The 20,489-nt window shown below is 35.4% G+C and carries 11 protein-coding genes; 5 read left to right on the top strand and 6 right to left on the bottom strand.

Going from position 1 to position 20,489, the window contains the following annotated elements:
• Positions 1-10 precede the first annotated feature (10 nt).
• The 4 genes from GWR14_RS19235 to GWR14_RS19220 all read right to left on the bottom strand — a co-directional run bounded on the left by GWR14_RS19235 (position 11) and on the right by GWR14_RS19220 (position 13,035).
• On the bottom strand, positions 11-928 hold the full coding sequence (locus tag GWR14_RS19235) for a PorP/SprF family type IX secretion system membrane protein (RefSeq protein ID WP_163410767.1): 918 nt from the start codon (positions 926-928) through the stop codon (positions 11-13).
• Between the two features lie 148 nt (positions 929-1,076).
• The gene (locus GWR14_RS19230) at positions 1,077-5,003 is read right to left on the bottom strand and encodes a T9SS type B sorting domain-containing protein (protein ID WP_163410766.1); all 3,927 of its coding nucleotides are present in this window, start codon (positions 5,001-5,003) and stop codon (positions 1,077-1,079) included.
• Between the two features lie 26 nt (positions 5,004-5,029).
• Positions 5,030-8,686 carry a DUF7507 domain-containing protein gene (locus GWR14_RS19225; RefSeq protein ID WP_163410765.1) on the bottom strand — a complete coding sequence of 1,219 codons (3,657 nt, stop codon included), beginning with the start codon at positions 8,684-8,686 and terminating at the stop codon, positions 5,030-5,032.
• Between the two features lie 119 nt (positions 8,687-8,805).
• The gene (locus GWR14_RS19220) at positions 8,806-13,035 is read right to left on the bottom strand and encodes a GEVED domain-containing protein (RefSeq protein ID WP_163410764.1); all 4,230 of its coding nucleotides are present in this window, start codon (positions 13,033-13,035) and stop codon (positions 8,806-8,808) included.
• A gap of 170 nt (positions 13,036-13,205) precedes the next feature.
• On the opposite strand from GWR14_RS19220, the gene GWR14_RS19215 reads away from it, so the two are divergent.
• Entirely contained in the window at positions 13,206-14,195 is a 990-nt protein-coding gene (locus tag GWR14_RS19215) for a helix-turn-helix domain-containing protein (RefSeq protein ID WP_163410763.1), read from the top strand.
• 1 nt (position 14,196) lies between these two features.
• Here GWR14_RS19215 and GWR14_RS19210 read toward each other — a convergent pair whose 3' ends face one another.
• Positions 14,197-14,964 carry a Dph6-related ATP pyrophosphatase gene (locus GWR14_RS19210; RefSeq protein WP_163410762.1) on the bottom strand — a complete coding sequence of 256 codons (768 nt, stop codon included), beginning with the start codon at positions 14,962-14,964 and terminating at the stop codon, positions 14,197-14,199.
• 61 nt (positions 14,965-15,025) lie between these two features.
• On the opposite strand from GWR14_RS19210, the gene GWR14_RS19205 reads away from it, so the two are divergent.
• From GWR14_RS19205 to GWR14_RS19195, 3 genes are all read left to right on the top strand, one after another.
• Positions 15,026-15,709, top strand: a complete 684-nt coding sequence (locus tag GWR14_RS19205; protein ID WP_163410761.1) for a transposase — start codon at positions 15,026-15,028, stop codon at positions 15,707-15,709.
• Positions 15,706-17,766, top strand: coding sequence for a M1 family metallopeptidase (locus GWR14_RS19200; RefSeq protein ID WP_163410760.1), 2,061 nt, complete (start codon positions 15,706-15,708; stop codon positions 17,764-17,766). Before GWR14_RS19205 ends, GWR14_RS19200 begins: the two co-directional genes overlap by 4 nt.
• 119 nt (positions 17,767-17,885) lie before the next feature.
• The gene (locus GWR14_RS19195) at positions 17,886-18,785 is read left to right on the top strand and encodes a patatin-like phospholipase family protein (RefSeq protein ID WP_163410759.1); all 900 of its coding nucleotides are present in this window, start codon (positions 17,886-17,888) and stop codon (positions 18,783-18,785) included.
• Positions 18,786-18,867: 82 nt separating this feature from the next.
• On the opposite strand, the gene GWR14_RS19190 is transcribed toward GWR14_RS19195, so the two are convergent.
• Positions 18,868-19,389, bottom strand: a complete 522-nt coding sequence (locus GWR14_RS19190) for a DUF7935 family protein (protein WP_163410758.1) — start codon at positions 19,387-19,389, stop codon at positions 18,868-18,870.
• 124 nt (positions 19,390-19,513) lie between these two features.
• Here GWR14_RS19190 and GWR14_RS19185 point away from each other — a divergent pair, with 124 nt between their 5' ends.
• A complete protein-coding gene (locus GWR14_RS19185; RefSeq protein WP_163410757.1) occupies positions 19,514-20,281 on the top strand; it encodes a sulfite exporter TauE/SafE family protein in 768 nt (255 codons plus the stop codon).
• Positions 20,282-20,489 lie beyond the last annotated feature (208 nt).

Raw genomic sequence — 20,489 nt, 5'->3', positions numbered from 1 at the left:
GATGGGTATTTTAGAAGAAACGAGGGTTTGTAATGTTGCTATTGCCTTTAAAGAATTCAAAACGTAAAAATATCTCGTGCGATCCTGAATTGAAGTTGTTTAATTTTGAGGTTTCGCGATCGTATGCATAGCCTAAATAAAGTCCGTTTGAGATTTGAAAGCCGGCCAATGCACTTACTGCCGAATCCCAGCGATAGGAAACTCCGGCTGTAAATTTATCGTAGAACATAAAATTGGCAGAAAGATCTACCTGTAGTGGTGCACCCTCAACCATTTTGGTCAATAAAGCAGGTTTGAATCTGATGTATTGATAACGATCCAGATCAAATACATAACCGGCAATCAGGTAGTAATTGATTTTCTCTTTATAAATCGCGACATCATTATCGTTGTATTGATTGGTTTCTATAAAATTAGGCACAGACAAACCGATATATGCCTTATCTGAATGCAGGTAAAGACCAGCTCCAATATTTGGCGAAAAGGTATTATTTGCATTCTGAAATCTTGGATCTCCCTGATCTTTTGGATTCAGTTTATTAATATCGAGATTGAATAAATTGGCTGTTCCTTTGATACCAAAAGAAAGTTTATAATCTGCTGAAGCCTGAATAGAGTAGGAGATATCTGCCGAGAAATTATTTTCATTTGTCGGCCCGATTTTATCGTTGATGAATGAAATTCCAACTCCTAAATTAGTGTCATTTATAGGTGTATTTATAGAAAAACTGCTGGTTTCAGGCGCTCCGTCAAGTCCAACCCATTGCGTACGATATAACCCGAAAATACTCAAAGCTTCTCTAGAACCTGCGTAGGCCGGATTGATGTTGATTGTATTGTACATATATTGCGTAAACTGTGCATCTTGTTGTGCAGTACTGACTAAACCGGCAAGGAGAAGTGCTACTGTCAAAAATTTAATTTTCATGTTTTTATCTTTAATAATTCTTCATTTTGCAATAATTCTCATTCAAACAAAGCATTGCCATTGAATTGCCATTTATATTGAAATTGATATTCTCATTGCTATTGAAATTTGCTATTGCTATTGCCATTGTCATTGAAATTGATTTTTTTTATCGTTTTAATGAAAAATGGGCTCTAAACTCTTTTTCAGTCTGGTTTTCAAAATAATTTACCTTAAACCAATAATCCGAAGCGGGCATTGTATTTCCGTTGTATCTTCCATCCCAGCCAGAATCAGAAGGTTTAATAGAGGTTAAAAGTTTTCCGTATCGGTCAAAAATGTAAATGATTGATTTTTGCTGTTCCCGCAGACTTGTAATATTCCAGGTGTCATTATAACCGTCTCCGTTTGGTGTGAAAAACTTTGGATAATCAATTACGTTTACTTCAACCGTTAAAATTCCGGCACATCCTCCGGCATCTTTTACATGTACCAAATGAGTTCCGGCATTTACATTATAGAAAGTGTTAAATTCCTGTTCGGGGCCATCGTCAAGCCAATAGACAAATTTTCCGCTGCCTGTTGCAGTAGCTACGATTATTGCATTATCCGAAAAATATTCTGAAGTTACAGAAGCTTTTAAACTTTCCGGACCATTAGAAATAACCACATTGGTACTGGCATTTTTTGCAGGACAATTGAAACTATTGGTCACTTCTACAGTATAATTTCCTGGTTGAGTAGCTGTAAAAGAAGAACTTTGTGAAGTTTGTAATTGTCCGTCTTTGTACCATTTAAAGGTATAATCGGCTGTTGAAAGTTCAGTATCTATAACTGCCGGAGCAATTAAGTTTCCGTTTGAGTCGTAACAAATCGTGTATCTTTCCAAAAGCATTATTCCGTTTACAGGAATAATGTTTAATCGCAATTCAGCAACTGCAAAACATCCTGTTGCATTTTCCACTCGAATAAAAATGGATTCTGACTTTGAATTGATAGTATAATTGTTAGGGTTTGAAATGACATTTGAATTATTATCAGCATTGGTTCTGCTTCTAAAATACCCGTAAATTGAGTTTCCGGTTTGTCCATTCAAAAATTCCTGTTCGTAAACGGTGAGATCATAAAAATCCTCCTGACAGATTGTTTTTTGCAGAAGCGAAACAGGTTCAGGTTTTTTTGTAATCTGAATTTGTAAATCGATAAAAATTTTACATCCAATAGCATTTGAAATTTCAGCAATTACGGTTTGTGAATACGGAATTGTAGTTTGAAAATTCTGAGGATTTGCAATTGGAATTTCATTTGCATAATCAGTCGAATTCAAATAGTAAGTTACCTGTAATTGTGTGTCCTGATTTGTGATTTCGGAGTTTTTGGCAGTCAGGTTTACTATTTTTAAACCATCAGCAACAGCGTCATCACATTCCGTAATTGGAGTAGGGGTTTGTACAGCAGGCGGAGTACATTCGGTATCAATATCGGTACAGCTTGTACAAGTTGGGTTTGGATCCGGAATTGTACCCGATACAGCAACAGTATTGGTAAGGTTTCCGCTAAAAGTGTCCGGAATAACAACTGTTACTTTATAACTAATTGTGGTTCCAACGGGGATATTTCCAATAATATCAGTTAGATTGCCACTACCGCTTTTTCCGTTTCCAGTCCAGTTCATTGTAGTAATCCCTGCTGGAATTGGGTCGTTTACCGTAACATTCAAAGCATTACTAGGACCATTATTGGTAATTGTAATATCGTATACGGTAGTGGTTCCGGGAACATAAATGGTTTGATTGTTGGTTTTTGAAACCAACAAATCGGCACTTAAAGTAACCGTTGTAACCGTTGCATCATTGATAGCCGTAGTTTTAGGATTATCTGAAAGTACGGTAATCGTATTTCCTGCATTTTCGCCCGTTACAGTTGCCTGATTGCTTACAAATCCCGCAACACCATCAGCTGAAGTAATGGTATGCGATGCTGAAATAGTAACACTTTCACCGGAATTCAAAGCCGAAATTAAATTGGGAGTTATACTTCCCGCATCGGCATTGGCATCAGAAATTACAATATTAGTGATGCTTGTTTGTCCGCTATTGGTTAATACTAAGTCATAAAGAATAGTTTCGCCAACATTATAATAAACGTCTTTTTGAGCTGTTTTTGTAAGTGTCAAAGCACTTATTTGAGCGATTGCCTGCGCTGTATTATTGCTAAGATCAGTATCTGTATTCGTTCCTGAAATAGTAGCAACATTGATAAAATTTCCAGTATTTAGAATAGTGGCAACAATGGTCAGAGTTTGAGAACTTCCGGCTGTTAAATTACCAATCGTCCAGATTCCGGTGGTGTTATTGTAAGCTCCGATACCTGGAGCCGCACTCACAAATTGATAACCACTCGGAAGTAAGTCTGTAACACGAACATTGGTATCATCATTTGTACTGATATTGGATGCTGTTATTTTAAACGTAGCCTGATTGCCCAAAATAGCACTTACTTCTTTTTCTACTTTTAAATCAGAACATGGAGTTAAAGTTATAAAAACAGGAGCAGAAGGAGCTGTAAGTCCGCAGTCTCTTGTAGCTACTACCGTATAGTTTCCTGTTTTTACGGCATCATAATTTTCAGCAGTAGCTTCGGGAATTGCAATTCCTTCCAGATACCATTGATATGGAGCAAGTCCGGGAGTTGTAGATAAGGTGACCGAACAGGTATTGGTTGAATTTATTTTTGCGGGAGGTTCAGGTGTATCACTAAAAGCAGAGAAAAATCCAGACATTGAGAAACCTTCTCCCTGCTGAATGATACTTGTGGTTAATCTCATGCTGGAAGTTATATTGATTACCGTTGGTTTTCCGATATTCACATCGGTAAAACGAAGCATATAAAAACCTGTATTTCCAATGGGTACACGTGGAGTTCCGGTTAAAGTTTCCAGATTTAATCCGTTTAAAAAAACGGGTTCAGTGGCACTTTCTACTATGGTGTATCCAAAATAAGGAAGGTCTGTATTGTTGTAACTAATGAATTTTCGTGTAATGATATCTTTAGAACCGGCACATCCCCCGATTGGAAGAACGGTTGAAATATCGGTTTCGCAGTCTACAGCTGTTGCAGAATATACTACGACGGGTTTGTCTGCATTGACAAAGGTTGAAGAATACATATTTTGCGCATCTCCGTGATGAATGGTTACATAGCTTCCTGCGTTGGTCAAAACTTGTGTACTGGTTCCAATTTGAGTTCCTGAGGCATCAAAATGTACCATTTGTACAGTAGTATTGGCTTCTGAAGCAATAATGGTACTTTGTTCAGGATCGTTAGCATTTGTTCCCGGAGTTCCGTTACCGCGAACTAACATATAACGTTTTCCAAGCATATTGACCGGAGCAATCTGATCAACGGTAGCGTCTTCTCCATTTCCGTTACAGGCCTGAGGCGTATCTCCATAGCTGCCTACATTGGCAACTATAGGTTTATCTGATGTTAATAAAGAACCCATTGGCGCTACAAAAAGACGACTTTGACCAGCATTCAAAAGTGCTGTCATGGTTCCGTTTAGGTAAATCGCTGTACCATTTTCGATAGCCATTACAGAATAAACAGGAGCATCGTTTGCTAATCCGGTATAACTGCTTCGATAGTAACCCAATCGAAAAGCCAGACCAACTCCTTCGTTTCCAAAACTGACAAGCGAAGCATTTCCTTTAATGTTTGCATTACTTGTTCCTGGGGTGTCTGAGGCGATATTTCTCAGATTTACAGAAACAGGTGAGGTCGCCTCCACAATCAAACCCCGATTTGAAGCAATACTGTTGATTGGGTTTCTGACAAGTGTTGTTGGGTCTCCAGCAAATCGATAAGAAACCGGAGTTGCTGAGGTTAAAGTTAGGGTTGTAATGGCTGTTCCATTGCTTCTTTTCAAATCAACGGTTACTGTTCCCGAAGCAATTGTAGAAATAACAATTTCGTTAGCATTACTCCAATATTGCCAGGGCGACGGCGCAATATAATGTTTAGTTGCATATTGCGCTGTTGCATTGACTCCAAAAAGGAAGGCAGACAGAAGGGGGATTATTATTTTTTTTAGCATTTTTTCTTGTATCTGGACATTTCAAATTATTGGCTTATATAAACCCATCCTGCAGTTGATTTTGCATCTTTGAAATGGATGATATAGTAATAAGTTCCGTCAGGGAGCCTTTCACCTTTGTCGGATTGTCCTTCCCACTGATTGCTGTAATTTTGAAGTTCGTAAACTGCACGCCCAAAACGATTGAAGATTTGTAGGTTTGAAACAGGAGGTAACGCTGTAAGATCAAAGAAATCATTCTTTCCATCTCCGTTTGGTGAAATCACATTCGGAATAGTATCACTGTATTCAGTACAAGCGGGATTTGGAGCTATACACTGCAAATCGGTATCCGTACATTCGGCACAAGCAGGATTAGGGTCTGGAGTATCGCTTGAAACTACAACAGTATTTACTAAATCTCCTTTTAAATCTTCAGGTGCTGTAAGTGTTACAGTATAAATGACAGAGGCTCCGTTTTGTAATTCGTTTATTGTAGAAGTAAGCGCACCATTTCCCGAGTTTCCTAAATTGTCTGTCCATTTCATAACTGAAATTCCAGCTGGCAGTGCATCATTTATAATTACATTTTTAGCTGAATCAGGGCCATTATTTTTAACAGAAATAGTGTATACTACTTCTTTTCCGGGTATATAATAATCCTGATTATCTGTTTTTACGGTAACCAAATCGGCTTTCGGGATATATTCGGTATCAATATCTGTACAAGTTGTACAACCCGGATTAGGGTCTGAGGTATCACTTGAAACTACAACAGTATTTACTAAATCTCCTTTTAAATTTTCAGGTGTTGTAAGCGTTACAGTATAAATGACAGAAGCTCCGTTTTGTAATTCGTTTATTGTAGAAATAAGCGCACCATTTCCCGAGTTTCCTAAATTGTCTGTCCATTTCATAACTGAAATTCCAGTTGGTAATGCATCATTTACAATTACATTTTTAGCTGAATCAGGACCATTATTTTTAACAGAAATAGTGTATACCACTTCTTTTCCGGGTATATAATAATCCTGATTATCTGTTTTTACGGTAACCAAATCGGCTTTGGGGATATATTCGGTATCAATATCTGTACAGGTTGTACAACCCGGATTAGGATCTGGGGTATCACTTGTAACAACTGCTGTATTGGTTAAATTTCCTGTAAAGTTTTGAGGAACATGAACCGTTACTTTAAAAACAGCTGAACTACCATTCTTTAATTCGCTTAAAGCGACATCAAGTTTACCACTTCCTGGGTTTCCTAAATGATCAGTCCAATTCATGATTGAGATTCCCTGCGGAATTTCATCGATAACATTTACATTATAAGCATTTCCGGGGCCATTGTTAGTAACTGTAATTGTATAGGTAACATCAGTATCAACAATATAAGATTCCAGATTGTCTGTTTTTACCGTAACTAAATCTGCTTCAGAAATTACAGACGTGATTGTAGCATCTCTTAAGGCCGTAGTCGATGGATCATCAGAATTTACTTTTAGAAAAATGTCTGTAAAACTTTCTCCAAAAACGGTCGCCTGATTGGTTACTTTTTTAGCTGTAACATCAGCTTTAGTAACTGTATGATTGGCTTTAACAGTAATGCTTTCGCCTGAATTTAAAGTCGCAATAAACGAAGGTGTAATACTTCCTGTATCAGCATTGGCATCTAAAACAGAAATATTGTGCATGGAAACATTTCCGGTATTTTTAAGCACTAAATCGTAAATGATTACATCTCCAATATTATGATAAAGTGGTAATTGTGCTTTTTTTGTTAAACTCATATTCCAGACAGGAGTAACTTCGGCAGTATTATTAGTTAGATTTGAATCAAAATTCGCACCTTCAATTTTGGCAATATTGGTATGATTTCCATTTTCGTTTACAGTCGCTGTTATTTGCAGTGTAACTTCCTGATCGACGCTTAATGCATCAATATTCCAGATTCCGTTTGATTTATTATAAGTTCCGGTAACAGTTGTGGCCGAAACAAACACATATCCGTTAGGGAGAAGATCGGTCACTTTTACACCTGTATTTTGAAATGGGCCATTGTTTTTGGCTTTAATCGTAAAAGTGATATTTCCTGTATTACCAAGATTGGTAATTTCTTTTGTAACACTCAAATCACTGCAGACCTTTACATTTAGCGGTGAGGATTGATTGGTTATACCACAGTCTAAAGTTCCGGTAACAGTATAATTTCCGGAGTTTTTTACAGTGAGAGTCTGTGATGTTTCCCCTGCAATAGCAACTCCGTCTACGTACCATTGATAGGGAGCTAAACCTGACTGTGTAGAAATTACGGTATTGCAGTTTTCACTGGATACAATTTCGGGCTTTGTTATGGTTTCATTAAATGATGAAAAGAATCCTGACATCGTAAAACCATTTCCCTGCTGTACAATACTGACAGTCATTTTTGCATTTGAAGAGATGTTGTAAACTTCAGGACTTCCGACTTCTGTATTTGTAAATCGGATAATATAATAGCCTGTTGTTCCTATTGCAATTCTTTGTTTTCCTGTTAAGGTTTCTAAGTTTGATCCGTTAATAAGTACGGGTTCTGTTGCGTTTGCCAGAACAATGTATCCAAAAGCATCCAGATCATTTCCGTTATATGAAGTAAATTTTTGCGTAACAATTTCGTTAGAACCTGTACAATCTCCTACAGGAATTACAGTTGACATATCTACTTCACATAAATCTGCAGAACCAGAGTAGATAATAACCGATTTATCAGCCTCGACAAAAGAGGAAGAGTATAGAGTTTTAGTATCTCCGTGATGAAAAGTGTATGAACCGCCTTCGGCAGCAATGGTTTGGGTAGAAGTGCCTAATAATACACCTTGCGCATTGTAATTGGTAATTTTAACAACGGTATTAGGTTGCGTAGCAATAATGGTACTCTGTTCAGGATAATTCAATTGAGTTCCAGGGGTTCCGTTTCCTCTAACGATCACATAATTTTTTCCAAGCGACTGATCCGGGATTACCTGAGTAACGATTCCGTCAGAACAGCCTCCTGGAGCATCAGAATAAGCTCCGGCATTCACAACGACCATTTTATTAGAAGTTAAATGTGCTCCTATTTTTGCACTGAATAAAAAACTCTGCCCGGCATTTAGGGTTTTAAATGTAGCATTATCCAGCAAAATATCGGTATTGTCTTCTATGGCTAAAACAGAAAAAACTGGAGCATTTCCTGAAATTCCGGTATAGTCGTTTCTGTAATATCCTAATCTAAAAGAGGTTCCTTTTCCCTTGTCTCCAAAACTTACCAGCGAGGCATTTCCTTTAATAAAATTACCTAAATCATCAGATCCGGTATTTCCTTCGTCTGAAGCAATATTTCTAACGTTTACAGCAATTGGTGAAGAACATTTTACAATTAAACCACGATCGTTGTAAACGGTATTTACTGCATTTCTTGGGGTTGACATCGGAATTCCGTCAAAACGATAAATTGCAGGAAAAGATGAGGTTAAAGCCAGAGTAACGATTTCGGTTCCGTCACTTTTAGAAATCGTTGCATTAACAATTCCGGGAGTAATAGTGGTAATTACAAGTTCGTTGGCGTCACTCCAGTATTGCCAGGGTGATGGCGCAATATAATGTTCGTTTGAATATTGTGCCGTTGTTTTTACCGAGAATAAAAACATCGAAAGTGTAAAAAGAATAACTGCGTATTTTTTCATTGTGAATTAAAATTTGCCTGTTGATGAAAGGCTGTTTAGTATTTAAAAAGCAAACTTCACAGACAAAAAAAGATGTCTGTGAGGCTTACTTATAAAATTCTATAGGTGGGTTTGTGTGCTTATTTTTTAATTATTTTTTGAATAACACTTGTTCCATTTTCAAATAAAACCTGAACGATATACACACCTTGTCCTACATTAGAGAGATCAATTACAGTTGAATTCTCTTTCGAAATTTGTTGTCCAATCATATTGTAAACAACAACTTCTTTGATGGTTTCTGTAGTTTGAATTGTAGCAAAGTCTGAAGTTGGGTTAGGATAAATACTATAAGATGTTTTATCAAAATCACCTGTTCCAAGTTTAGCTTCTACGTTTATGGTATAATCTTCGACTTCTCCTTGCGAATTATAACCACAAGAACCAGAGCCAACCCATCCGGCAACTGCTTTAAAACGCATTCTGGTTTGTCCTAAAACAGCATTTGCAGGAACAGTTGTTTTAAATTGTAAAGTAGAAGCTTCTTCACTTTGTGAAACATATACCATTTCGCTATCATCAAAATTGAAATCCTGATTCCAGTCAATCCAAACAGACAGAAAAGTGTATATTGCCATCGAACCGGTAAAATGAAGATTGAAAGTTATTTCACTACCTACAGATGCCCTTAGTATTTTATCAGTATGGTCGCTGTATCCGTTAAGATTATTGCTCCCTGTACAACCTGAAGTTATGTTGTTTAAATCGGTTGTTCCTCCTGAGGTTGCAACACTTATGATAGACAAATTTTCACATCCATTAATAAAGTAAGCATCACAATATCCTGTTTGCTGACCTGAAATAGTGATTTCTATTTCTGCAAAAACTGTGGTGTCAGTTTTAAGCGCGGCTTTAACCGTTACAGTTCCATTTGCAGTAGCGGTAACTTTACCATTGGTATCAATTGTAGCAAAAGAATCCCCTTCTTCGATGGTCCAGTTTACATCTGTAGAAGCAATTGTTTGATTGTTTAAAGCAGCTGCTAATTCGAGAGTACCATCTTTTACAGTGATTTTTGGAGAAGCACTATTTGTTGCAGCCAGTGTTAAGACATCAGCAGCCGGCATTGGTTTTTGAGCAGTGATTGCTAAAATTGACATTCTGATTTGCGAAGCATATTCAGCACTTGCATCTCCGGCAAAACTAAAGTTTACACTATTAATTGTTTTGGTTTGATTGGATGCTGAAATATCCAGAACAACTTCATATAATTTCGGATTTGTACTGTCTCCTTCTAAGTTATTGTTGGTTGTATTGACACGTCCAATTCCCTGAATGGCATAATTTGCACCATTATACCAGTCTGAAACAGACAAATTATTTATTACTTGTGTAGTTCCGTCGCTAAAATTAATTGTAGCTGTAAAATTCAGGTTAGTTGAACCTCCGCCGGCAGCAGCAGTTAAAACATAAAGTTTTCCTGTGTTTGAAGTTTTAAAAGCTAAAGTTCCACTATTTGCAGCCCCGTTTCCAACATGAGAAGGCGTTAAGAAAAGTGCATTCGAACCCGAATAATTTGCCAGTTGATATACAATTCCGGAAGTATTGGCACTGTTGATTTTTCCATCAGCAGGTAATCCATAACTTGGCACTGCATTAGAAGCTGTTGCTTTAAAATCTAAAGAAACCAATGCCCTTGTATTTGCCTGATCAAATCCAACAGTTGTTGATGCAGAAGCATTTCCTACTCCGTTTGCAATAATATCATGATTGAAACCTGAAGTAATAGCAACAGGACCTTCTACAGTAGTGTTGTCCGGAGCTTCACAAATACTTACTGCTAATATTGCAGTAGTAGTTGCATTGTTTGATGGAGGAGTTTGCGTAAATTTTAATGAAGTAATTGTTTTTTGATGATTTGCTACATCTAAAACAAGTTCATTTTGGTAAATTCCGGTTTGAGATAAACCATCAAATTGATTTAAAGGGGCCCAGCTTGCACCGCGGGAAATTCTTCCAAGGCCAGTGATTACTTTATTAGAAAGTGAACCAGTCTGCCACCAATCTGTAGCATTAATTGTAAAAGTTTGTGTAGTGTTGTCGTCAAAATTTGCAGTAACTGTAACCGTATTATCTCCTTCAGCAGCTACAGAGGCAATATAAATTTTTTCTGCCTTTTTAGGAGTTGATAAAGTTAAAGTTCCTGTATTTGTAAGACTGTTTCTTAATACTAAAGCATTATTTGAAGCATAATCTGCAAATTGAAAATCAAGTCCCTGAGTAGAAGCGCTGGTAAGAGTTCCGTTTACCGGAAGTCCTCCGCCAAAAGCAGTCGCGCTTGCACCAGAACTATGCGGATTTACGGGAACAAAGTTTTTAGCATAAAATACATTGGCAGCATCAATAATTGCAGTAGTTTTTGTGTCTGCATTTCCGCCAGTTCCTTCCGCAACTACATCGGCATTAAAACCGGTAAGTGTTAAAGTGGAAAAAGTACATGTTGAAGCAGGTGTTTGGTTTGAAATTACAATTGTAATTTCGGCATATAAAGCAGGGTTTTCAACAGAAGTTACTTTTACAGTTACAGATCCGTCTGCTTTTGCAGTAATTAATCCGCTTGAAGAAACGCTTGCAAAATCAGCTCCCGAACTGATGCTCCAGGTCACATTTTGAGTAGCCTCTGCTGGCAAAACTTTTTTAACTAATTGTAAAGTACCTCCCAAAGTTGTAATTTTTGGAGTTTCGTTGTTTAAAACAGCCACTGTAACTTCCGTTGCAAAAACCTGGTCTTTGTGTACGATAATTGTATAATCTTCTGCCTGACCATATCCGGTAGTATTACAGGAACCCGGAATAGATTGGTTGGTAGTAGAATAATATTTTTTAACAATTCTCATTCTTGTATTTCCAGTCAAAGCATCTGTTGGTACAATAATGTTGCCTGTTAGAGTAGAAACAGAACCATTTCCCTGGATATATCCTAAGTAGTATGTTTCGCCGGCATCTAAGAAAGAACCGTTATGATTCCAGTCAAAGTAAGCAACAATATGGTTAGCAAAATTATTAACCGTATTAGTATCGTTATTACCGGAAACAGAAATAGGGTAGGTGCCACCAAGATCTACATTTCCAAAAACGGTTGTAAAATCTTCATAAGCTGGAGTCGAACTGCCAATTGTTTCTGTACTCGGGTTTGTAATTCCTGCAAAAGTAACTTGTGTAATTGGCTCTGTATTTTGAGGGAATTTAACCTCACAGTATTTTGCAATTGTTTCAATATCATATTTCTTTACAACAGTTTTGCCAACACCACTATCGCTGAAAGACAAAATTAAATCCTCATTTTTATCAATTAGTAAGGAGTTGTAGGTTGCTTGTCCGGTTGAAACGTATCCGCCAATTTTTACCCAGGCTTCATTATTGAATCCGTAAGTATAGTTTTTTAGGTAATTATCATTCTCCCAATTACTGCAAACTACATAAGGTGTTCCGGAAGAAGTAACAGCAAGACTAATATGCTGAACTCTTCCGTCAGAAAAGTTTTCAGCACCTAAAGTTTCCCATGCAGTACCGCTGTATTTTTTTACATTTAATTTTTGACCGCTGGAACTTCCAGAAACATAAGCTAAGTAAAGATTATTATTAGCATCAATGGCTAAGGAAGAATTGTAATTTTCACTGTTTGAGGCTGTAGCAATATTTATAACGTTTCCTACTGGCAGCCAGGCTTGAGTAGATGGAGCATCTAAATCATTTTCATAAACATGAACATATCCATTATTATTGAAAGAGACATAGATTTTGTTATTTGTACCTACTTTCATATTAAGAAAACCAACTGCAGCAGTTCCAAAACCAGTTGTTCCCAATTGTTCCCAGACTCCATTTACATATCTTTTAACGGTACCGTTTGCTGTTTCATAGCCAGCATAAAGAATTCCGGAATTGTCAATTGCTAGTGCTTGCTGTGTGACTGAAGTGGATACCGGACTCGGTAAAGTTGTCCATGCGGTACCATCAAATTTTTTAACGATCATTCCGCCATCCCGATATGAATAAAATACGTTTTGTGCATCCTTTACTACCAAAGCATTGAAAGTTGCATATTGTGTAGTTATTCCGGGAGAGCCTCCAAGATAAGTCCAGCTTGTTCCGTCAAATTTTTGCACAGAACCTTTTGTTACGCTGACATCGTAATAGGAAACATAAAAATTCCCGTCAGAATCTTTAACCAATTTGTTAAAACTGCTTCCCGCTGCAGATATTCCTGTTGTTGAACCAACATCTTCCCAAACCTGTGCAAATACTACACTGGGTAAGAATACCGCTAAAATTATGGAGTGTAATAAATATAAGTAATTTTTTTTCATCATAAAGCCATTTGTAAAACGATCTGTAAATATTTAAAAGTTAATAAATCAATATTATTTGTATTTAGTCTAAATAATAATAATATTTGTAGCAAATATCTCTAATAAATTCAGCCGGGAATTATTACAGACGGATTAAAATTTATTACAAACGGATTAATTGAAAACTTATGAGCACTTTTGAATTAGATGAAGCCAGTATTGATGAAGTAATTTTTATAGATTTATTACATGATAATAAGGATATTACGGATGATTTTTGGCAGATTTCAAATGAAATTGGAGAAGCATCTTTCAAGAAGATTATTTTTAAAAATATTCATTTATGCTTTGGAGAATTTAAATTGAACCGAAACAAAAACCTAAAATTTAAATTTTCGTGTCCTGTCATAAAAATGTATTTTAACCTTAGCGGATCTTCAATTATTGAGGATTGTGAGAGCGGGAATGTTGTAAAATTTAATACTAAGCAGCATAACCTAAATTATTATCCCCAAAGTGGATATTCAATGAATTTTGAAGAACAGGATACTAAACATTCTTCCTTTCATATTATTTTCTCGGAAAAACATTTTAGCAAAATTTTAAATTCTCATTATCCTGTTTTAGATACATTTTGGAAGGGAGTAAAAAAGGAACAATATTCGGTACTCAATTCTGAAAATATGACTATGACTCCCGAAATGAATAGCATCCTGAATGAATTGATTAGCTGTAAAAGAAAAGGGATTCTTAAAACACTTTTTACAGAGGCAAAAATTTTGAAGTTATTAATGTTACAATTAGAACAATTTGAATCCATACAATTAAATGCCAAAGATTTAAGCATAAAAGATTATGATATTGAAAAAATTCATTTGGCCAAGTCAATTTTAGAAGAAAACATATCAATATCTCTTTCATTAGTTGAACTTTCACATCGCGCAGGGCTAAATGATTATAAACTTAAAAAAGGATTTAAAGAAATTTTTGGAACTACTGTTTTTGCTTATTTGTTCGAACTCCGAATGATTGAAGCGAAAAGGCTTCTTATCGAAAATGATAAATCACTCTCCGAAATATCTCTTTTGTGCGGTTATAAATTTGTACAGAATTTTACTAATGCTTTTAAGGTGAAATTTGGAAGTACTCCGAATGAATTTAGAAGTACTTATTTATAAATTATTTGGGAATTAAGTCAATATACCAGAATCCGTAATCAAAAGTATCTGATACATTTGTATCGCAGGCTGTATTGCTGGATTCTGTTTTTGGTTTTTCATATTTGCGATATACGGTTTCACCAATTTCGAAATTAATAACCTCTGAGAAAATTGGGCCATCAAAAGTAAAAGTATGAAATTCACCGTTCTCACCACAAACATCCACATTTTCAGGTAAATCATTAATAAAATCCTGATCGATAATACGACCAACAAAACTCTTATCGAGGTAACGTTCATTTACACAAACTACAATCGTCTTAAATCCTAAACGGATGAATTCCTGAATCAAATCAGAAGTTGGGATTTTCCAGATTGGAAAAACAGCTTCAAAACCTATTTCAGTTAATTTGTCTTCACGGTATTTTCGTAAATCTTCCAAAAAAATATCTCCAAAAACAGAATGTGTAATACCTTCTTTTTTCAATTTGGATAATGTTTCAGTCATGACATTTTCATACACTTCCATGGTTGGCATTTCCGGAATCTGCATTATTTTTAAAGGTAAACCGATACTTTTGGCTTGAGATTCGAGTAATTCTGTACGTACACCGTGCATTGAAATTCGTTCATATTGCTGATTAACGCTAGTTAGTAAACATTCAATTTCATAATCAGGATTCTGAAGGATTTTATATAAAGCCAGAGCTGAATCTTTTCCGCTGCTCCAGTTAAATAATGCTTTTTTTGGTATTGACACGTTCTTGTAATTTTCTAATGTAAACATACAAATTTCATTCGATTTGTTGATGAAACCTTTGTAACTTTGATGTTTTACAAAACAAAAAATGGCATTATTTAAAAATAAATTTAAGGTTGATTCAAATAGATTGAAAGACTGGGATTATTCCAACGAAGCAGTTTATTTTATTACAATTGCCACTAAAAACAGAGAATCTATTTTTGGCTCTGTCGAAGAAGGAAAAATGATTTTAAATAGCAATGGAGAAATTGTTGAAAATGAACTTTTAAAATCAATTAAAATTCGTAAAAATTGGTTTTTCCATAATTGGGTAGTAATGCCAAATCATATCCATTTATTGATTGAAATTCAAAATAAAAATCCTGATTCTAATGTAGAGACGCACAATGTAGAGATGCACAGCAGTGCATCTCCCTCGCAATGCGAAATTTCTATAAAAAATGAATTATCCCAAACGCATATCGTAGAGACGCACAGCAGTGCGTCTAACCCCGGCACATCGGCAAACGTTGTGAAGACGCACTGCTGTGCGTCTCTACCAGGTACCTCAGAACCAAAATTATCCCGAAAACCCGATTCAATTTCATCATTCGTAGCCATTTTTAAATCGGTCACCACAAAACAAATAAATGGAACTGAGACTATTTGGCAATCAAATTATCATGACCATATTGTTAGAAATTACAAACGATTTGAGATAATTTATGATTACATTAAAAATAATCCACAATCTTGGGATACGGATTCTATAAATTCAAATTTTCAATGAAATACATCTTATTATTTTTTACCACTTTCGTTTTTGCACAACAAATCCAATTTGTCGATTTTAAATCGGTTTCAGGTCAATTAAAACTGAATCCCAATGAAAAATTGGTTTCCGGTTCGGTTGAATTTCAATTTGAGGTTCTAAAATCGCTTGATACCATTAAGATTGATGCCAAAAACATGGAATTTTCTCAGGTAAAAATCAATCAAAAAGAAGCAATTTTTATTAATACAGGGAAACAACTGCAACTCATAGGTCATTTTCAGGAAGGAGAGAATCAATTAACCTTTGAATATGCTGTAAAACCAAAACAAGCTTTGTATTTTGTAGATATTGAGAATGCTGAGGTACAAATCTGGACGCAGGGGCAGGGAAGGTATACTAGTAATTGGTTCCCGAGTTTTGATGATGTGAATGAGAAATTGATTTTTAACCTCGGAATTACGTATGACAAAAATTATCAGGTTGTTTCAAACGGAATTTTAAAAGAAAAACAAGAAGAAAACAATCAGTTTCACTGGCAATACCAGATGGAAAAGCCGATGAGTTCATATCTATTGATGCTTGCGATTGGGAAATTTGATAAAAAAGAATTTAAATCAAAATCTAAAATTCTGTTAGAATATTATTTAGAGCCTAAAGATGCAGATCGTTTTGAACCGACTTATCGTTATTCAAAACGCATTTTTGACTTTTTAGAGAAAGAAATAGGAGTGAAATATCCATGGAAAAGCAACAGACAGATTCCGGTTCGGGACTTTTTGTATGCCGGAATGGAGAATACGACCACAACGCTTTTTGCAACCCGCCACGTAGTTGATTCGATTGGTTTTACAGATCGAAATTATACCAATGTTGATGCACATGAGCTGGCCCATCATTGGTTTGGAGATTTAATTACAGCCGAAAGCAGTACACACCACTGGCTTCAGGAGGGCTTTGCAACGTATTATGCTTTATTGGCCGAAAAAGAAATTTATGGTGAAGACTATTTTTATTCGAAGTTATACGATACGGCACAACAGCTCAAATTTGCTTCCAGAACAGATGCAATTCCGGTTTTGAATGCCAAAGCCAGCTCACTGACTTTTTATGAAAAAGGAGCCTGGGCATTATTTGTTTTGCATGAATCAATTGGTGATAAGGCGTTTAAAAAAGCGATAAAAAGTTACTTGAAAAAGTATGCTTATAAAACGGTAAATACGCAGGATTTCTTTAACGAAATTAAAAAAGTATCCGATTTTGATTTGGATAAATTTCAGAAAACATGGCTGGAAACATCAGCTTTTGACACACCAACAGCGAATGCCTTATTGAGTAAAAACAAAGCAATTCAGGAACGTTTAGAAATTGATAAGCTTAAAAAAACATCTTTGGCAGAAAAGCAGGATTACTTTCTAAAAGTTTTAAATTCGGATGCATACCAGGCTGTAAAAGTATCTGTTATAGATCAAATTGAAGCTGAAAAATATGAAGCTAAAAAAGCACTTTTAACAGCCGCTTTGCAAACGAATAATATAAAAGTTCGCCAGGCTGTAGCCGAAAATTTATCGAAAATCCCGGAAGATTTTAGGATCCCATACGAAACATTATTAGATGACAAGTCTTATCAGACACAGGAAGTTGCTCTTTATTTTTTGTGGAGGAATTTCCCTGAACACAGAACAGAATATCTTGATAAAACTAAAATGTGGATTGGTTTCAACGATTACAATCTTCGTACATTGTGGCTTTCTTTGGCGCTGTCTACAACAAATTACAGTAATGATCCAGAAGCTTTAATTTCAGAATTAATTGCTTTTTCTTCAACAAAATATGATGCTACTACCAGACAAAATGCTTTAGAAAAACTAATTGCGTTTAAAATTATTAACGATCAGGTGCTGAGTAATTTAGTGAATGCTACAACGCATCATATGTGGCAATTTTCGAAATTCGGAAGAGAAACCATTCGATTGTTATTAAAAAATTCTGAAATGCGTGCTTCGTTTGAAAGAATTTTGCCTAATTTGACCCCCGATGAACAATTTCAGTTAAATCGTTTATTGAAAGAATAAAAAATAGATGCAAGAACCAAAAGACGGATAGCAAACATTTTAAGAATTTATAGAAATCTTTTTTCTTCAGTCTTTTTTCTTTCATCTAAAGAAACAAAAACAAAACCTACAATTAATTTATGAGAGCATTGGTTATTTCCGGTGGCGGTAGTAAAGGCGCATTTGCCGGCGGTGTTGCACAATATTTATTAGAAGTAAAAAAACATCAGTACGATTTATACCTCGGGACTTCAACCGGAAGTTTATTGATTCCGCATCTCGCACTCGGAAATATTGAACAGATTCATTCAATTTATACCAATGTGAACATGTCTAAAATATTTAATATTTGCCCTTTTGTGGTCAAAGTTAAAGATGGAGTAGATATTGTGACCATTAATCACTTTAATGTAATTCGCCAGTTTTTTAAAGGAAAAAGAACGTTTGGGGAAAGTAAAGGATTGAAGAAATACATTAGAAGTAATTTCTCTTTATCTGATTTCAATCAGTTGAAGAAACTAAAAAAAGATGTAGTCATTACAGTAACCAATTTCACGAAAAACGAAGCTGAATATAAGTCTATAAAAGAGTGTACTTACGAAGAGTTTTGTGACTGGTCCTGGATTTCGAGTAACTATGTGCCTTTTATGAGTCTTGTTGAAAAAAACAACTGTGAATATGGCGATGGCGGATTTTCAAGCCTGGTTCCTATTCGTGAAGCAATCAATAGAGGAGCAACAGAAATTGACGTAATTGTTCTGGAAACAGAAGTTAATATGGAAAAAACGGTTATTGGCAAAAACCCATTTTCTTTGATGATTGATTTGTTTAGAATTGCCCTCGATCAGGTTGAAAAACATGATATTGCCATAGGAAAACTAATAGCAAATAATAAGAATGTAAAACTTAATTTATATTACACTCCAACAAAACTGACCAACAATGCCTTGATTTTTAATAAAGAGGTCATGAAAACGTGGTGGGAACAAGGATATGAATATGCTCAGAATAAGTCTGAGATTATGAGCGATAATAGATAGATTTTAGTTATTTAGTTCCTTGTACTTATGAATTAGTTTTTAAAGCTAGTCACTAATTACCAGGAACTAAATGGCTAAAATATTACCAAAGCTCAGCAACCTCATTTTTGATAAATCCCAAAGCTGCATTACTAGGAGATTGTTTTTCTAATAAATCATTCAAAATCACTTCACGCAATTTATCTGCGCTGTCTACACGTTCACTCATGGCTGCTTTACGTATCATTTGTATAGTTGCATTTTTTGCAGTTGTAATGATTGTCCAGCACTCATCAGACATATAAATTTGTTGTGTTAGATTGTGCTCAAATTCCTGTTCAATTTGTTCAATTACAAAATTTTCGTAATCGTGTTTTTGTTGTGAAATAGGACTAATACGAATTAATAATTTCGTCAGGTTAATTCGCTCCAAAAATAAAGTCATACGCTCGTACGCCTGCAAACGTATTGGGAAAGATTGTTTTTGATATTCCTTATTTAGTAAAAAAGCACGTTTTTTATCATTGTTTTTAATGTGCAGCTCAAAAAAACGATAAGCCACAACTCCGGTAACTAATGCTGGTAAAGTATAACTCGCAAGTTCTATTATTTTGTTGAAATCCATTTCAGTAATTTTTAGGCAAAAATATACTTTTTGAGGAGAAATACACTTTAAATTTTTAGTAATAAAACAAAATGGAAGCCGTACTTTTGCAACTTGTTTTTTAAACAGCTCAAACACAACTTTGATGGATTCTTATATTATACTTTTTCTTTGCCTGGCGGCATTTGCTGCCGGATTTATTGATGCGATTGTTGGCGGGGGAGGATTGATTCAAACCCCAATGGGATTGATTTTATTACCAAATCTGCCTGTTTCTACTGTCGTTGGAACATTGAAGATTCCGGCCTTTAGCGGAACTGCTTTTGCGGCTTTTCAATATCTTAAAAATGTAATTATCCAGTGGAGATTATTATTGATTATGATGTGCCTGGCTGTTCCTTCAGCATTTTTGGGTTCGACAATCTTAACTCTTGTGAGTAACGATTTTATGAAACCGCTTTTACTAATAGTTTTGTCTTTACTTTTTGTGTATACGTATGCGAAGAAAAACTTTGGACAGCATGTGGCTAAAAACCATTCACCAACTGTTCAGATTATATATGCTGTTGTAATTAGCATTATTATTGGTTTTTATGACGGATTTATAGGTCCCGGAACCGGCAGTTTTTTTGTAGTAGCTTTTATAGCCTTACTAGGATTTGATTTTTTACATGCTTCTGCAAATGCAAAAATGGTAAATCTGGCGACCAACTTTGGATCTATTTGTTTGTTCATGATAAAAGGAAAAATTATTTGGAGTATTGCAATTCCGATGGCTGTCAGCAATGGAATAGGAGGCTGGCTTGGCGCAAAACTTGCTATCAACAAAGGGAATGGCTTCATAAGGATTTTCTTTTTAGTTGTCGTAATCGGAACTCTCATCCGATTTGCTTATGATGTTTTTTATAAATAGTAGTGATATTAAGTTTTTTAAAAACTCCCTTATTTTGTTATCGATTACATTGATTAATGTAAAGTGTGTTTTTTACACTAATTACAAATAAAGTATTTATGTATAGTGTAATTTTCAAGCATAAATATTGTTTTTTTTGTGATTTTTTTAACTTTTAACTTATTTATTGATAATAATACCATATATTTGTGTAATCGATTACATTTTT

Source organism: Flavobacterium ajazii, from assembly GCF_010614725.1.
Lineage (GTDB): Bacteria > Bacteroidota > Bacteroidia > Flavobacteriales > Flavobacteriaceae > Flavobacterium > Flavobacterium ajazii.
Note: the sequence above shows the minus strand (reverse complement) of the source record. Positions and strands in the feature narration are given on the sequence as shown.

Coding starts and splice junctions, on each gene's coding strand:
- GWR14_RS19235 (WP_163410767.1), bottom strand. CDS start 928: ATGAAAATTAAATTTTTGACAGTAGCACTTCTCCTTGCCGGTTTAGTC.
- GWR14_RS19230 (WP_163410766.1), bottom strand. CDS start 5,003: ATGCTAAAAAAAATAATAATCCCCCTTCTGTCTGCCTTCCTTTTTGGA.
- GWR14_RS19225 (WP_163410765.1), bottom strand. CDS start 8,686: ATGAAAAAATACGCAGTTATTCTTTTTACACTTTCGATGTTTTTATTC.
- GWR14_RS19220 (WP_163410764.1), bottom strand. CDS start 13,035: ATGAAAAAAAATTACTTATATTTATTACACTCCATAATTTTAGCGGTA.
- GWR14_RS19215 (WP_163410763.1), top strand. CDS start 13,206: ATGAGCACTTTTGAATTAGATGAAGCCAGTATTGATGAAGTAATTTTT.
- GWR14_RS19210 (WP_163410762.1), bottom strand. CDS start 14,964: ATGTTTACATTAGAAAATTACAAGAACGTGTCAATACCAAAAAAAGCA.
- GWR14_RS19205 (WP_163410761.1), top strand. CDS start 15,026: ATGGCATTATTTAAAAATAAATTTAAGGTTGATTCAAATAGATTGAAA.
- GWR14_RS19200 (WP_163410760.1), top strand. CDS start 15,706: ATGAAATACATCTTATTATTTTTTACCACTTTCGTTTTTGCACAACAA.
- GWR14_RS19195 (WP_163410759.1), top strand. CDS start 17,886: ATGAGAGCATTGGTTATTTCCGGTGGCGGTAGTAAAGGCGCATTTGCC.
- GWR14_RS19190 (WP_163410758.1), bottom strand. CDS start 19,389: ATGGATTTCAACAAAATAATAGAACTTGCGAGTTATACTTTACCAGCA.
- GWR14_RS19185 (WP_163410757.1), top strand. CDS start 19,514: ATGGATTCTTATATTATACTTTTTCTTTGCCTGGCGGCATTTGCTGCC.